Annotated in this window: 16 protein-coding genes; 6 read left to right on the forward strand and 10 right to left on the reverse strand. The window is 67.7% G+C overall.

From position 1 onward, the window contains the following. Positions 1-11: 11 nt before the first annotated feature. Entirely contained in the window at positions 12-653 is a 642-nt protein-coding gene (locus OG225_RS01050) for a CatB-related O-acetyltransferase (RefSeq protein ID WP_405180018.1), read from the forward strand. Here OG225_RS01050 and OG225_RS01055 read toward each other — a convergent pair. The 4 genes from OG225_RS01055 to OG225_RS01070 all read right to left on the reverse strand — a co-directional run bounded on the left by OG225_RS01055 (position 650) and on the right by OG225_RS01070 (position 3,683). Beyond that, positions 650-997 carry a dihydrofolate reductase family protein gene (locus OG225_RS01055; protein WP_405180019.1) on the reverse strand — a complete coding sequence of 116 codons (348 nt, stop codon included), beginning with the start codon at positions 995-997 and terminating at the stop codon, positions 650-652. The two genes, OG225_RS01050 and OG225_RS01055, sit on opposite strands and share 4 nt — an antisense overlap. A 34-nt stretch (positions 998-1,031) precedes the next feature. Further along, positions 1,032-1,889: an alpha/beta fold hydrolase gene (locus OG225_RS01060; RefSeq protein WP_405180020.1), complete on the reverse strand. Its 858-nt coding sequence runs from the start codon at positions 1,887-1,889 to the stop codon at positions 1,032-1,034. A gap of 104 nt (positions 1,890-1,993) precedes the next feature. Further along, positions 1,994-3,187 carry a cation:proton antiporter gene (locus OG225_RS01065; protein WP_405183147.1) on the reverse strand — a complete coding sequence of 398 codons (1,194 nt, stop codon included), beginning with the start codon at positions 3,185-3,187 and terminating at the stop codon, positions 1,994-1,996. A 13-nt stretch (positions 3,188-3,200) separates the two neighbouring features. Then, positions 3,201-3,683, reverse strand: coding sequence for a TrkA C-terminal domain-containing protein (locus tag OG225_RS01070; RefSeq protein WP_216914075.1), 483 nt, complete (start codon positions 3,681-3,683; stop codon positions 3,201-3,203). Positions 3,684-3,826: 143 nt separating this feature from the next. Here OG225_RS01070 and OG225_RS01075 point away from each other — a divergent pair, with 143 nt between their 5' ends. The 4 genes from OG225_RS01075 to OG225_RS01090 all read left to right on the forward strand — a co-directional run bounded on the left by OG225_RS01075 (position 3,827) and on the right by OG225_RS01090 (position 8,387). Beyond that, positions 3,827-4,705 carry an ABC transporter ATP-binding protein gene (locus OG225_RS01075; RefSeq protein WP_405180021.1) on the forward strand — a complete coding sequence of 293 codons (879 nt, stop codon included), beginning with the start codon at positions 3,827-3,829 and terminating at the stop codon, positions 4,703-4,705. After that, positions 4,702-5,877 carry an ABC transporter permease gene (locus OG225_RS01080; protein WP_405180022.1) on the forward strand — a complete coding sequence of 392 codons (1,176 nt, stop codon included), beginning with the start codon at positions 4,702-4,704 and terminating at the stop codon, positions 5,875-5,877. Before OG225_RS01075 ends, OG225_RS01080 begins: the two co-directional genes overlap by 4 nt. A gap of 72 nt (positions 5,878-5,949) precedes the next feature. Further along, positions 5,950-7,182 (forward strand): exonuclease domain-containing protein, encoded by a 1,233-nt coding sequence (locus OG225_RS01085; RefSeq protein WP_405180023.1) that lies wholly within the window; start codon positions 5,950-5,952, stop codon positions 7,180-7,182. 11 nt (positions 7,183-7,193) lie between these two features. Continuing rightward, positions 7,194-8,387, forward strand: coding sequence for an AI-2E family transporter (locus OG225_RS01090; protein WP_405180024.1), 1,194 nt, complete (start codon positions 7,194-7,196; stop codon positions 8,385-8,387). Here OG225_RS01090 and OG225_RS01095 read toward each other — a convergent pair whose 3' ends face one another. From OG225_RS01095 to OG225_RS01110, 4 genes are all read right to left on the reverse strand, one after another. Further along, positions 8,388-8,732: a hypothetical protein gene (locus OG225_RS01095; protein ID WP_216914081.1), complete on the reverse strand. Its 345-nt coding sequence runs from the start codon at positions 8,730-8,732 to the stop codon at positions 8,388-8,390. It abuts the gene before it with no gap. A 70-nt stretch (positions 8,733-8,802) separates the two neighbouring features. Next, complete coding sequence (locus OG225_RS01100; RefSeq protein ID WP_405180025.1) at positions 8,803-9,477, reverse strand: L,D-transpeptidase; 675 nt, start codon at positions 9,475-9,477, stop codon at positions 8,803-8,805. A 105-nt stretch (positions 9,478-9,582) separates the two neighbouring features. Next, positions 9,583-11,169 carry a bifunctional phosphatase PAP2/diacylglycerol kinase family protein gene (locus tag OG225_RS01105; protein ID WP_405180026.1) on the reverse strand — a complete coding sequence of 529 codons (1,587 nt, stop codon included), beginning with the start codon at positions 11,167-11,169 and terminating at the stop codon, positions 9,583-9,585. 68 nt (positions 11,170-11,237) lie between these two features. After that, a complete protein-coding gene (locus tag OG225_RS01110) occupies positions 11,238-13,307 on the reverse strand; it encodes an acyltransferase family protein (RefSeq protein ID WP_405180027.1) in 2,070 nt (689 codons plus the stop codon). 230 nt (positions 13,308-13,537) lie between these two features. Between OG225_RS01110 and OG225_RS01115 the strand changes: the two genes are divergently transcribed. After that, positions 13,538-13,765: a hypothetical protein gene (locus OG225_RS01115; RefSeq protein WP_405180028.1), complete on the forward strand. Its 228-nt coding sequence runs from the start codon at positions 13,538-13,540 to the stop codon at positions 13,763-13,765. A gap of 11 nt (positions 13,766-13,776) precedes the next feature. Here the strand turns inward: OG225_RS01115 and OG225_RS01120 are convergent, their stop codons facing one another. Next, positions 13,777-14,640, reverse strand: a complete 864-nt coding sequence (locus OG225_RS01120; RefSeq protein ID WP_405180029.1) for a sterol desaturase family protein — start codon at positions 14,638-14,640, stop codon at positions 13,777-13,779. Between the two features lie 2 nt (positions 14,641-14,642). Next, positions 14,643-15,356 (reverse strand): FadR/GntR family transcriptional regulator, encoded by a 714-nt coding sequence (locus OG225_RS01125; protein ID WP_405180030.1) that lies wholly within the window; start codon positions 15,354-15,356, stop codon positions 14,643-14,645.

A 15,356-nucleotide genomic window follows, 5' to 3' on the forward strand; every position in this document is an offset into this window, starting at 1 on the left:
GGAGCCGCCCGGTGCCATCCGCCGATCCGACCGTCCTGCATCCGATCCCGGACCAGCCGCGCGTCATCCTGTTGCGGCCACTGATCACCTCGCCGTTGGTCGAAGTGGGGGAGTTCACCTACTACGACGACCCGGACGATCCGGCAGCGTTCGAAACGTGCAACGTGCTGTACCACTACGGACCCGAGCGGCTGGTCATCGGCAGATTCTGCGCGCTGGGGACCGGCACCCGTTTCATCATGAACGGTGCCAACCATCGGATGGACGGTCCGTCGACCTTCCCGTTCCCCATCATGGGCGGATCGTGGGCCGAACACACCGACCTGCTGGTCGATCTGCCGGTGCGCGGGGACACCGTCGTCGGCAACGACGTGTGGTTCGGCAACGGGACCACCGTCATGCCGGGAGTGCGCATCGGCTCCGGCGCGATCGTCGCGTCCGGCGCGGTCGTCGTCGACGACGTACCCGATTACGGGATCGTCGGCGGCAATCCGGCGCGGCTGCTGCGCCGCCGCTACAGCGATGCCGAGGTGGACCGCCTGCTCGCGCTGGCCTGGTGGGACTGGCCCCTCGAGCACCTGACCGCCCACATCCGCACGATCATGTCCGGGACCGTCGACGAACTGGCCGCCGCGGCGCCGCAACGGTCCTAGCCTTGTTGTTCGAGGTGGACCTTGGCATCGTCGTAATCGGCGCTGAGCAACTCCCCGGGTCCGTAGACAAGATGCAGCACGCCCGTGGTCAAATCCGGTGCGACACCACGGTCACCGAGAGCGCGCGCCATCCCGGCGTCCACGCCACCGGCCGCTTCGCGTTCCGGCCACGCGCCCGCGAAACTCTCGTAGGTCTCGCGACCGAGCAGCAGGGTGTCGGCGGTGGCGAGTTGGGCGTTGACGGCCGCGCCCATCTCGTCGTCGAAGTACGGGAAATGCCAGTCCTGCGGGTCGTCGATAATCCCGTCGAGGGAAATGAACAGGCCCGCGGTGATCTTTCGCATCGATATCTCCTCGTCGTTGTGGCCGATCGGTCGGTCAGGCGTGCTCGGGGGCGACCGAATCCCCGTGTGCTGTCGTCCCCGTCAGGAAAGCGCCCGCGTGCGGCGCGATGAGCTTCACCTTCGGGTTGTGGCTCAACCCGGCGATTTCCAGGTGGGTGGCATTCGGGAGCGCCGCGGTGATCGCGCGGGCGGCGGTGCGCAGCAGCGCGTCGCTCTTCGCGCCGGAGATGACCAGCGTCGGTACGGTGACTCCCGCCCAGTCGGCGGCCATCAGCGCCTCACCCCGCATGAAGGGCTCCATGATCGCCCAATCGTGCGCGGTCGTGCCCGACGTGGCGAGCAGATCCTTCCACATCGGCGTGACCCGCATCAGCGCCACGACCCAGCGCGGCATCCCCATGGCCCGGGTCATGAAAAACCGCACGACCTTGGCGCGACGGCCGTCGGCGATCAACTCGTGCAAGCGCGCGCCGACCTCGGCCCCCGGCACGAAATTCTCGTGATCGACGACGAACGGCGGCTCGAAGGCGACCACGTGCGTGATACCTGGCACCCGCCCCGATGCCGCCGCGCGCAATGCCAGGCCCGCCCCCGACGACCATCCGAACAGCGACGCGGAGCCACCGGCCGCCTCGACGAGTGCGGCGAGATCATCGATCTCGTTGTCGACGTCGTAGACACCCGGCGAGTCGGTGCTGTCACCGCGACCGCGACGGTCGTAGTTGAGGACGGTCAGCCTGTGTGCGTCGGCGAGCGCGCGCGAGATCTCCTCCATCTTCGGGAACTTCCGGAAGCTGAACGCGCCACCGATCATGATGACCGTTCCCGCGTCGCCGCCGCGGTAGCGATCGAACGCGATCTCGATTCCGGCCGGGGTGGTGATCGTCTCCATGCTTGCCGCCTCTCACTGCGTGCGCCACCGGTATCCGGTGGGGTCGCAGGTGAAGACGGACCCCGGACCCGATATTCATCGGGGTCGGGCGGCACGGTGTTCGGTCAGTCCGGAACGGGGTCGGTCCGACGTCGCGCGGCCAGGTCGAGCAGCCACCGCGTGATCGGTTCGACCACCCTCGCCGCGATCGGTCCGAGAATCGCCATGAGCAGCACATACGTGGTCGCCAGCGCGGCGAATTCGGCGGGCAGCGCGCCCGCGGTGACGGCGAGACCCGCGATGACGATGGAGAATTCGCCACGCGCGACCAGCGCCGTGCCCGCGCGGGCCCGGCCCAACGGACTCGCGCCCGTGCGTTTGGCGGCCCACCACCCGGTGCCGATCTTGGTCGCCGTCGTGACCACCGCGAGCAGGATCGCCCAGCCGAGCACCGGCGGGATACTGGCCGGATCGGTACTGAGCCCGAACAGTACGAAGAACATCGCGGCGAACAGGTCGCGCAGCGGTTCGAGGACTTTCGTCGCGTTGTGCGCGGTGGAATCGGAGATCGCGATACCGAGGAGAAACGCGCCGACCGCCGCCGACACCTGCACCGCCGATGCCAGACCCGCGACGAGCAACGCCGCGCCGAGCAGTTTGAGCAGGAAGATCTCGCGATCGTCGCTGGCGACGACGGCCGAGACGTATTTGCCGTAGCGCAACGCGACCACGAGCACCACGGTCACCGCGACGAGCGCGATACTGAGCGTGGTGAGTCCCGCGACGAAACCGACACCGGCGAGCACGGCCGTGAGCGCGGGCAGATACGCGGCCATCGCGAGGTCCTCGAAGACCAGGATGGACAGGATGACCGGGGTTTCGCGGTTGCCCAGCCTGCCGAGATCGTTGAGCACCTTCGCGACGATGCCGGAGGAGGAGATGTAGGTGACCCCGGCGAGGGCGATCGCGCCGGTGAATCCGAGACCGAGCATCAGGGCCACGATGACGCCCGGCGTGGCGTTCAACGCGATATCGAGCAGACCGGCAGGCCACGATCTTCGCATGCCCGTGACCAATTCGGCCGCGGTGTATTCCAGGCCGAGGAGTAACAGAAGGAGGACGACGCCGATCTCGCTGGCGATATGGATGAATTCGTCGACTTCGTGCAGTTCGATCAGGCCGCCGGTGCCGAACACGAGTCCGCCGACCAGATACAACGGAATCGGCGACAACCCGATTTTCGCCGCGACGCGGCCCAGAACGCCCAACCCGAAGAAGACCGCGCCCAACTGGATCAGTGCCAGCGTGGTTCCTTCCAGTACCATCGGCGGCTCAGCCGTCCGCGAGGAGTTCGGCGGCGGCGTCCAGGCCCGACGCGGTGCCGACGGCGATCAGCAGATCACCGGCGGTGAACACGAAATCGGGTCCGGGGGAGGGATGTACCTGACCGGCGCGCATCACCGCGACGATGGAGACGCTGGTCCTGGTCCGCATCTCGGTCTCACCGAGCGTGCGCCCGTCGTAGGGCGAACCCTGGAGGACCGGCAGCGTCCTGGTGTTCACGCCTTCGATATCCCGGTGTTCTTCGCGGAGCTGGGCGACCAGCTGGGGTGCGCCGAGCAGATTGGCGAGCACCCTGGCCTCGTTGCCCGACAGCGGGATCTGCACCGTCGTATCGGGATCCGCTTCGGTGGTGAAGATCAGATCTATGGTGCCGTCCTTGTGGTCGACCACACCGACCCGGCGACGAACGCCCTTCAATGAAAAGTCTTTACGCACACCGATTCCCGGCAGCGGTGTCACTTCAACGTTCACCCCACGCCCTAACGCTTAACTCCACATTACCTTTACTTTACCTTACTTTCTTGACGCGTCGCCTGTGAGGGGCCGTGGCAGCAGGGCCGCGCCGACGCCGACGCTCGGTAGGGTGGAGTGTATCGACGCGGATAGGGGACTCGATGCTGGAAGTCGCGAACCTGGTTCGCCGGTTCGGCGAGCAGGTGGCGGTCGATGATGTGTCGTTCGAGGTGCCCGGGGGAGCGCTCACCGGATTCGTCGGCGGCAACGGGGCGGGTAAGACGACCACCATGCGGATGATCATGGGCGTACTCGCCGCCCACGGGGGTGAGGTGTGGTGGCGGGGAAGGCCGGTGACCGTCGACGATCGTCGCTCGTTCGGCTACATGCCGGAGGAACGCGGTCTGTATCCGAAACAGCCCGTCCGCGATCAACTGGTGTACCTGGCCCGGTTGCGCGGCGTCCGCGCCGACGATGCCGGACGCCGGGCCGATGAGCTGTTGCGACGTTTCGCCCTCGGCGACCGGGGCGGGGACAAACTCGAATCCCTGTCGCTCGGCAATCAGCAACGAGTGCAGATCGCCGCAGCCGTCATGGCCGAGCCGAGCCTGTTGATCCTGGACGAACCGTTCTCCGGTCTCGATCCCGGCGCCGTCGACGCCATGGCCGAGCTGCTGAGAGATTATGCGCGGCAGGGGGTTCCGGTGCTGTTCTCGTCGCATCAGCTCGATCTGGTCGAGCGGCTGTGCGATCAGCTGGTGATTCTCGCCTCGGGCCGGGTGGTCGGGCGGGGATCGGTGGCGGATCTGCGCGCGCGTGGCACGACCAGGTATCGGCTCGCGCTCGGTGGTGACGCGGGCTGGCTGGAGGATTTCGCCGGGGTGCGGGTGCTCGAAGTCGACGGTGCGACCGCGCTGCTCGAACTGACCGGAGCGAGTACCGACGACCTGCTCACCGAGGCGCTCGCCCGCGGTTCGGTGCGCGAACTGGCAGAGGTGCGCCAATCTGTCTCCGATATCTACCGCGAGGTGACGGCGTGAGCGCCCCGCGCGGAGTGTGGCGGATCGTCGCCGCACGGGAGATCGCGGTGAAACTGCGCGATCAGAATTTCCTGATCTCCACGCTCGTCACGATCGCGGCGATCGTCGCCTCGCTGGTGATCAGCACCCTGGTGACCGGACGTACCGACACGATCGAGGTCGCGGTGGTCGGCGCCGACACCGAGCAGGTGCTGCGCACCGCCGGCGCGCTCGCCGATCGCGCCGACAAGAACGTCGCCTTCTCCGCCCATCCGGTCGCCGATATCGCCGCGGCCGAACAACAGGTACGCGACGAACAGGTCGACGTCGGGCTGGTGCCGACGGATTCGGGCTGGCGGCTCATCGGGAAATCCGCCGAGGACGACAATGCCGCCACCTATCTCGGCGCGGCCGCACAGCAGATCGCGTTGCAGCGCAATGCCGAGGCCTCCGGCACCTCGCTCGAACAACTCGGCCGCGGTGGCGGGGTGACCTACGACCTGCTGGACGAGAGCGCGGTCGACCCGGCGCTGGCACGCATCGTGGCCTTCGTCTTCGCCCTGCTGTTCTACATGGCGTCGGTGCTGTTCGGCATGTCGATCGCGCAGAGCGTCATCGAGGAGAAACAGAATCGCATCGTCGAAATCCTCGCCAGCGCGATTCCGCTGCGGCAGTTGCTCATCGGCAAGGTCGCGGGCAATACCGCGATGGCGTTCGCGCAGCTGACGCTGTTCGTCGGCGCGGGACTCGTCGGCCTGGCCGCCACCGGACGCGCCGACCAGGTCGGCCGGATCGGCGGCGCCGCGGGCTGGTTCATCGTCTTCTTCGTCGTCGGATTCCTGGCACTGGCCGGAATGTGGGCCGTGGCCGGATCACTCGCGACGCGCAGCGAGGACCTCAACTCCACCGCGACACCGCTGTCGATCCTGATCATGATTGTGCTGTTCGCGGGCATATTCCTCACCGGCACCGGCCGAGTGGTCGCCTCCTACGTCCCGGTCGTGTCGATCGTCGCCATGCCGAGCAGGCTCGCCGACGGCACCGCCGCGTGGTGGGAACCGTTGGTGGCCTTGGCGTTGATGGCTGTGGCGGCCTACGGCATCGTCGTCGTCGCGGAGAAGATCTACCGCCGCTCACTCACGCAGACCCAGGGCAGGCTGACGATCAGACAGGCGCTCGCGATACAGGATTGACCATCAGGCGAGTGACACACCGTGCGGTGCAACATTTTCGGGTGCCCGCGCGATGCGATGCTCATGCAGCCGATGGCGAATGTTGGTGAGGTGTCCCTCGACGCGGGATTCGGGTCTTTCACCGTGGTCGATGTGGAGACCAGCGGATTGCGGGCCGCGCAGCACCGCGTCCTCTCGGTCGCGGCGCTGACCCTCGACACCGCGGGACGGGTGACCCGCGAATTCCACACCCTGCTCGATCCCGGATGCGATCCGGGACCCGTGCACATACACGGCCTCACCCGCGAGGTCTTACGCGGCGCGCCCCCGTTCGCCGACGTGCGTGAAGAACTCTCGGAACTGCTCACCGACCGGGTCATGGTGGCGCACAATGCCCGGTTCGACTACGGATTCCTCGCCAGGGAATTCGATCTCACCGGCGACGTCCTGCCGGTGGGTCGACGGCTGTGCACCCTGGCGCTCGCACGGCGAGTCTGTCTGCCCGTCCCGGACTGCAAACTCGCGACACTCGCGTCCTATTACGGCATCGCGCAGACGCGGGCGCACGACGCCCTCGACGACACCCGCGTGCTGGCGGGTGTGCTGCGAGCACTGGTGGCCGACGCCGCGCGATTGGGTGTCGCGCCGCCCCTGTTGGCCTGCCCGCCCAAGGAGAACTACCGGGACAGTTGGAGCCGCAGAACATCGCGCACCGGCCCTAAACAGCCCTGCCTCTACGCCTATCCGGGTCGGCTGGGTGCCGGTGGACCTCTGGTGCAGGGCATGAAGATCGCGTTCACCGGTGAGACGAGCGTCGATCGCGACATCCTCGTCGCCGAAGCCGAAGCGGCCGGACTCGACGTCACCGGCGCGGTCAGCAAACTGACGAGCGCGCTCGTCACGAACATGCCACATTCCGGGACCGGCAAGGCACGCCGAGCCGTCGAATACGCGACGCCGGTGCTGACCGAACGACAGTTCCGCACGCTGCTGGAGAAGGTCCGGCCCGGTCGGCGCAAGGACGATCCCGCCGCGGCCTCACGGCGCGGCCGGGAGAACCGAGCGGACGCACCGTTATCGGGACGCCGATTCCTGGTCCTGGGCGGATCCCATACGCAAGCGGCGGCGATCCGCGCGCGCATCGGCGAGCTGGGCGGTTCGGCCGCGGTGAATATGTCCGCCAGGGTCACCGATGTGCTGACCCTGCCCGGTGCGGAATCCGATCACCGGCTGGCGAAGGCTGTCGAACTCGACGGTGCCGGGGTCACCTTCGGCGATAGCGGTCCGACGCGAGTCGTAACCGGGAATTCGCAGGTCACTGGATGACACTGGGCTGCGTGGTCGATCCGCCTGCCGACGAGGGATCCGTCGTCGTGAGCCCGTCCGCGTCCCGGACGGCGGATCGAGCGCGTCGGATGCCGCCCTGGTTGCCGAAGGCGATGGCGCTGGCCTTCGTACTGCTCGGTGCCTACGAACTCGGTACCTGGGCCGTGCACCGGCTGCTCGGATTGTTCGTCGTCGTGCTCGTCGCCTTCTTCGTCTCGCTGGCGATGGAACCCGCGGTGGACGGTCTGGCGGCGCGTGGCATGCCGCGCGGCCTCGCGACCGGACTGGTTTTCGTGGTGCTGTTCGCCTGCCTGGTGGGATTCAGCGCCGCGTTGGGCATCCTGCTCGTGGAGACCGTCGACAATGTGGTCGGGGAAACGCCGCGGTTGCTCAACGAATCGGTCGAATGGATCAACAGGACCTTCGATCAGGATTTCACCGTGACCCAATTGCGGGAAAGACTGCTGAAGGATTCCGACGTCATCAGCGCGTACGCCGAACGCGCCGCGAACAATGCCTGGGGACTGTCGAATACGATTCTCGGCGGACTCGTCCGATTCCTGATGATCGCGCTGTTCAGCATCTACCTGACCGCCTACGGTCCCCGGATGCGCCGCGCGATCTGTTCGCTGCTGCCGCCCCGGCGTCACGACGCGGTGCTGCGCGCATGGGATCTGGCCATCGAGAAGACCGGCGGCTACCTGTACAGTCGCGCGCTGCTCGCCGCGATCTCGGCGATCGCGCACGGGGTCTTCCTGGCGATACTCGGCATTCCCGACGCCGTCGCGCTGGGCATCTGGTTCGGGGTGATCGCCTCGTTCGTCCCCACCGTCGGCACCTATATCGCCGGAATCCTGCCGGTACTGGTCGCGCTCACGGTATCCCCGATCGACGCGGTGTGGATCCTGATCTTCGTCGTGGTCTACCAGCTGTTCCAGGATTACATCCTGCAACCGCGCCTGACCGCCCGCACGGTGGACGTCAACCCGGCGGTCGCGCTACTCGCGGTACTCGGCGGCGGCGCGCTGTTGGGCGCGGTCGGCGCGCTGCTCGCGATTCCGGCGACGGCCACCGTGCAAGCGTTCCTGAGTCTCTACATCCGTCGCTACGACGTGCCCGACGATCCGCGCATCGACCACACCGCGCGGGAAGCGTTGTCCGACAAGAGCGCCGACGCGGCAGAAGACGACGCGCCAGCGCGGTGATCAGCCGGTGGTGGTGATACCCGTCGACAGCTTGATCACGACCTTCTCGTCGGTGACTTCCTGCACGGTGACATCGAGCCCCTGCGCGGGCTGTGTCTCGCCGACCGGGACGAGAACCTGCTGCCCCGCGATCTTCAAGGTGACCGTATTACCGTTCACCGCAACGAGTTCGGCGTCGATGCCGAGCACGCTGGCCTTGGCGTCCACACCGCGGGTGAAGGTGACGGTGCACCCGCTGACATGACAGTCGGCGCTGCTTCCCGGTCCCTCGACGGTGCACGCGGCCCCTCCCGAGACGGCGAGCAGGGCGAACAGGGCGAGGGTGATCAGTCTTCGACAACGCACGCCGCTCAGTGTAGAGCGGGGCGGGGCCTCGGGAAACGCGCTGCGCGGGACCGATGCGCCCCCGGTCCGCTCACCACAGACGTCGCGCGATCCCGATGTCGATGACCGGACGATGAGCTGGATCCAACCATCGCATGATGTCGCGCAGTTCGTCCACGCCGATCGCCACGCACCCCAGGGTCGGCGTTCCGTCGGTGACGTGCAGGAAGAACGCCGAACCGAGACCCGGGACGACGGGGTTGCGGTTGTAGTCCATCACCACGGCGTAGTCGTAGACCGGTCCCATCTCGCCCAGGTTCTCGCCGATGGCCTCGTCGAAGGGGCAGCCGCCCGCCGAGCAGCGCGCGTGCTTGTTGTACTGCGGCGCGCGTGCGTCGGAAACCCACCAGTCCGAGGTGTCGACATGCCGGTAGGGCAAGGCGGTGCCGGGATCGGGTTCGATGCCGAAGGCTTCGGTCAGCGACCACACCCCGACGGGTGTGCGCGGGATGTTGTCGGCGGTCAGTCCGACCCCGGCGCTACCGACGAAGGCCCGGACCGGGCCCATCTCGGAATGCCAGCCGTCCGGACGTCGCTGCCAGGCGGTCAGCGTCGCGGTCGTGGCACTGGGCGAGTCGGCGACCACGGTGATGACCTGGCCCGCGGTGCCGAAATAGGGCAGTGGCAGATCGGCCGCCACGTTCTCCCTCGCGCCCAGCGTGGTGGCGGCCAGCGCCGCGATGATCAGGATCTTCCGTTTGGACATCTGGCAACTCCCCGCGTCGGGTGGATCTGCCGATAGCTGAAAGATAGCTGATCATGATGTGGGCGCCCGCGCAAGGCCGGAGAGGTCGGGGCGGCGATCCGCCGCCTAGTCGAGGTCCCGGTTCTGCGGCCTTCCGCGTCGGAAATCCCGGAGCCGAGCCAGCGGCCTGCGATGATGTGGCCGCGCGCGCGTCGCCCAGCGCGGATTTTCCTCGTCACGTCGATAGGTCGCGACCTGCCCCGCCACGGTGAACCGCAGTCGGCTTGCCTCACCGAGCACTTCGCCGTCGGCGGCGACGGACTCGGGGGCATTCAGGTGCACGATCAGTTCGTTCACCTGTTTCTCGCTGTAGACCTTGCTGCGGCCGATGGCGGCGAGCATGAGCGCGAGCACCGCGCGGGTTCGAGAGAATTTCAGATCGGCGCGCAGCCAGCGCACATCGAGCAATCCGTCGTCGAGGCGTGAGCGGAAGGCGGGGACCGCGCCGTGCGGGTGGTAGGCGCTGTTGCCGACGAAGACGAACCACAGGTCGTGCCACTGCCCGTTCAGGCGTACGCGGATCGGTTCGGACTTGCGCAAGGTGACGATGAGCGCCGCGGTGAACGCGGGCCACTTGCCCCACCGGTCCTGCCACTGTTCGCGCCGCCGCACCAGATCCGGATACGCGCCGAGACTGGCGGTGTTGATCCAGTGGAAGGTGCGGGTCCCCTCGTCCGTCTCCAGTTCGACCCCGGCGATATCGACGCCGACGGCCTCACCCGCGCCCGTCGCGTCCACGACCTCGAGCAGGTCGTAGACGCCCAGATCGCGGGCGAAATGATTCAGCGTTCCGGTCGGGATCACCACCAGCGGCAGGGCGTTGCGCAAGGCGACGGTGGCCGCGGCGGCGATGGTGCCGTCACCGCCCGCCGCGCCCACGGCCAGCGCCTTGTCCGGCTGCGCGCCGAGCGCCTCCTCCAACTGCTCGACGCAATCGCGGCCGATCTCGGTGCGCAGTACCGTCGCTGCGGGCAGGGCGGCCTTCACATCCTCGGTGGGATCGTAGCCCGGCGCGCCGGAGACCGGATTGACAAGCAGCACAAGACCTTTGCCGTCGGTGAGCAGCGGCACCTCGGCGACGATGCGGGCCTGCGCCTCATCGGATTCACGCACCGGCCACCAGCGCCTGGTGGCGAGGGCGATCAGGCTGCCGACCGCGGCGCCGACGACCACATCGGAACTCCAGTGCACCCCCGTGTGGACCCGTGAATACGCGACGGTGGCGGCCAGCGGAGCCACCGCGAGCGCGGTGCGCGGACTCTCCAGCGCGACCGCGGTCGCGAAGGCGGCGGCCGCCGCGCTGTGCCCGGACGGGAACGACGACGAGGTCGGTGCGTTGATCAGCCTGCGCGGCAGCGGCAGCAGTTCGGCGGCGGGCCTGCGTCGCGCGACAAGGGATTTGAGCACCACGTTGACGACGAAACTCGCGCCGCCCACCGACACCATGCCGCGCAACGCGGCCCTGCGCGTGGCGCCCGGCCGGACGGCGAGCCCGGCCGCGACACCGGTCCACAGCAGGCTGTAGTTCGCCGATCGGGTCAGGCGCAGCAGGCCGCTGTCGACGGCGGAAACAGGGATCTCGGCCACCGCCCGGCTCACTGCCCTGTCGAATCGACCCACCCGGTGGAACTTCCGGCCCAACCACACATTCACGGGATCGACAGTACCCAGCGTGGCGCCGGGTATTCGCCCGGCGACCGAAGTCACGATGCCGCGCGCGGTCACCACCATTGGGTCAGCGCGCCGAGTTGCCTGCCGAGTTCGGGTGCGAGCGATCGCGAGTAACTGGCGGTCAGGTGGTGTTCGTCGCGATAGATGAGGATATTGCCCTCGACCACCTGGCAACGGTCGGGTCTGCATATCGAGTCGGACAGGTCGAAGGGGAAGACATTGGGATAGGCCGAGGCGGGTTGTTCCGCGGGATTCTGCGGATCCAGGGCCGTCGTGCGTTCGACACCGCAACTGAACGCGGTCCCGCGATGCGCGAGACAGTCGATGGCCCGGTACATGATGCCGTCGCGGCGCAACCGAGGGGTGTCCCTGATCGCGAGTACCCGCAGCCCCCGGTCCGACAGCGCCGTCCAGATGTCGAGGAATTCCGGGGGAACCTCGTCGCCGTCTGCGTGCATGCGATAGCGGGTGCCCGGGGCGAAAACCCATTCCGGTCGGGTCTCGGCGAGCCGATCGAGGACTTCCTCGGTCCATTCCCGGCATTCGGGGAAGGGGAATTCGGCGTAGGACGGTTGATCCGACAGCGTCAGCGGACAACCCTCCTTCAGATAGGTCACCACGCGGAAACCGTGTTCGCTACCGAGCATTTCGAAGGCGGGCAGCCAGTGTTCGGAATGCGAACCACCGACAACGGCGATGGCGCGCGCGGCATCGGGGGCGCCGTAGGTGCACACGCGGACTTCACGATTCGGGGTGATACAGCCGTCGTAGGTGGGCGCGGGCGCGTCCGCCTCCGCTTCGAAGACGGTCGGTCGCATGGCCGCCGACTTCTGCTCGACGCTGTCGCTGAGCAGGGTCGCGGCGCCGGGATAACTGATCGCGTCGAGTGCCTGGGGCGGGTGGGCCGGGTTGGCGCGCAACATCATCTGCCAGCCGACGGCGCCCGCGAAAACGGCCACGCCGGTCACGGCGACGGTGACGCCGACCGCGCGGCGGTACCTCGGTGACCCTTCGGTCTTCACCTCGCTGTTCGCGCGCGCCCGCAGCGGCGATTCCACCAGACGCTGGGTGAGGACCGCGAGGATCACCGAGCAGGCGAGGATCAACAGTCCGCCGCCGGGACCCGGTGTCGCCTTGCCGTTTTCGACGAGATAGAAGATGAGCAGCGGCCAGTGCCACAGATACAGCGCGTAGGCGAGGCTGCCGAGTTCGACGCAGGCCCGGCTCGCCAGCAGCCGGTTGGGCCATGGCTGCGCGCCCGGCGGCAGACCGGCGCCCGCCAGGATCAGCGCGACCGCCGCCCCCACCGGGAAGAGCGCGGCGGGACCGGGGAACAGGTCGGCGCCGTCGATCAACACCCCACACGACAGCACCGCGGCCGCGCCGAGCGCCGCCGCCGGCACGCGGATCGGCGTCGAGAGCCGGATCCACGGCAGGGCCACCGCCACGGCCGCGCCGACGAGCAATTCCCAGGCGCGCGCGCCGGAATCGTAGTAGTTCCAGGCCTGATGACGTCCCGACCCCTGTGCCGCGTACCAGAACGACACCGCGCCGAGCGCCGTGATCACCAGGAGCAGGCTCACCCGACGCGGTCCCGGCCCGCGTCCCCGGCTCAGCCACGCCCACACCGCGGCCAGCAGCACCATGGCGAGGTAGAACTGACCCTGGATCGCCATCGACCACAGATGTTGCAGCGGACTCACCGATGGGTCCGCGGCGGCGTAGCTCAATTCGGCGTGCGCGAGATACCAATTCTGGTAGTAGAAGACCGAAGCCAGGGTCTGCGCGGAGATGTCACCCCACTGGGTGTAGGGCCGCGCGAAGACCGTGCCCGCGATGACGGCCGCGAGTACCACCACCAGCGTCGGCAACAACCTGCGCGCGGTGCGGCGCAGCGTCTGCCACACCGCGACCCGGTCCGAGGCGTCGACCCGGCGCAACAGCATGCCGGTGAAGAAGAAGCCCGACAGGACGAGGAAGATGTCGACGCCGCCGGAGACCCGGCCCATCCAGATGTGGAAACCCACGACCAGCGCGATCGCGACACCGCGCAGCCCGTCCAGATCGTGTCGGTGGGTCGCGTCGGACCGCCGCGTCACCGTCGATGTCTGTGTGAACACCCAGGACTCCCCGCCGTAAGCACCCGACCCGATTCCGGAGCCGGGTTTGCCGAATTTCCGACGAACCAAGAAAACGATGCCGTACCGGGCACACTTCAGGCAAACCGCAGATGTATCGGGAGCGTACGCGAGGTTGCCGACGCGGCACGGATCACCCCTCGCGGGTGAGGTACCCCACTTCGTCCGCGACGAACCTGGAGGTCGGACCCATGGCGACGAAGGGAGCGGATATGGCCGAGACGAAGAAACGCTCGTTGTTCTCCCGGATCTCGCCTACCCAGTGGTTGGCGCTCGGACTCACCGTGCTCGCTGTGATTTTCGTGGTGGAGAACCGCGCGCAGGTGTCCATCGAGATCCTGCTCGTCAGCATCACGGCGCCGATGTGGCTCATCCTGCTGGTGATGTTCCTGATCGGCTGGGCCGCCGGATTATTGACGCGCAGGCGCGGTTCGACGTGACGAAGCCGACATCAGGCCGGTTCCGCGAGGCCCGGTCCCGGTGCGGGGGTGTCGGCGGGTTTCCAGCCGGGCCCGCGCAACAGGTATCCCGCCCGTTCGCGCCAGCCGCGCGCGGTGTGTAGATCACGCAGGATCGCCGCGAATTCGTGGGTGGCGACCTGTATCGGGTTGAAGGTGTCGATATTCTTCGTGAGCCCGTAGCGGACCTTCTCGCGTTCCGGTCGGAAGGTGCCGAAGATCCGGTCCCAGACGATGAGTATCCCGCCGTAGTTGGTGTCGAGGTACTGCTCGTTGGACCCGTGATGGACGCGATGGTGCGACGGCGTGTTGAACACGAATTCGATGGGCCGCCACAGCGTCGAGACCCGTTCGGTATGGATGAAGAACTGGTAGAGCAGGCTGATCGACTGCTGGAGCAGGATCATCCACGGCGGGAATCCCAGCAGAGCCAGCGGCAGCCAGTAGGGCAGGGCGGTGAACGGCGTCCACGGCTGTCGCAACGCGGTGGAGAGGTTGTAGAACCGACTGCTGTGGTGCACGACGTGACTGGCCCACAGCACCCGGATCGTGTGGTGCGTGCGGTGATACCAGTAGAAGGCGATCTCGTCGGCGAAGAACAGGGCGATCCAGGTCAGCGGGTTGTTCGTCGGCAGGTGCAGGGGCGAGGCCAGATACACCGCGGCATAGACCGCGACCACCACGAGTTTCCACCCGAGATTGATCACCACGTTGCCGAGGCCCATCAGCACGCTGGTGCGCGCGTCGTCGAACCGATAGCCGAGTTTCTCGTCGTCGGGCCGCACCGCGAACGAGATCGCCTCCAGCGCGAGGCAGAGCACGAAAACCGGTATGGCGTGGGCGATCAGGTCGAACACGGCTACTCGCTCGGTTCTTCCTGGGCGTCAACCAAACCGCTCAGCAGCGTGTACGCGAGGTCGTAGGCCGCGTCCGCCGCGCGGGCGGTGATGTGTCCGGCCAACCGCTGATGGGCGTCGCGATCGACGTATTCCTTGCCGAGTCCGAGTTCGGCGATACGCTCCATGCCGATGCCGAAATAACCGGCGACCAGGGTATTCAGCCCGAGCCGGTAGGCCAGGTTGCCCGAGCCGTCCAGGATCGCCACCCAGAACGCGATATCGGCGGCGACGACGGTGTCGAATTCCTCGGTCGGATCGGGGTAGGCGTCGGCGGCGGCCCGCACCGCTTCGAGCTGGACGTCATCGGCGCGTCGCGCGCACAGCCGGGCCGCGTCGGCCGCGATCGAGCGTCGCATCACCGCGATATCGCGCAGAATCCGCTGCGCGGGGACCGCGCCCGAGCGCGCGAGCGACGACAGGATGTCGAGCCCGGCGTTCGTGCGCCAGTCCAGTACTCGCGTCTTACCGCCCTGCGTCACCCGGACCAGCCCGCTCTGCTGGAGCCGCTTCACCGCCTCGCGCACCGCGTGCCGATTCACCTGGAAGCTCTCGGCCAGTTCCCGTTCGCCCGGCAGCGCGTCCTCCGGGGCGATACGTCCGGCCAGGATCGCGTCGACGAGTTGGCCGAAGACCTCGTCGGAGACGGCGGTGCGCGTGACGACGATGAATTCCAC

Source organism: Nocardia sp. NBC_01377, assembly GCF_045040005.1.
Lineage (GTDB): Bacteria > Actinomycetota > Actinomycetes > Mycobacteriales > Mycobacteriaceae > Nocardia > Nocardia noduli.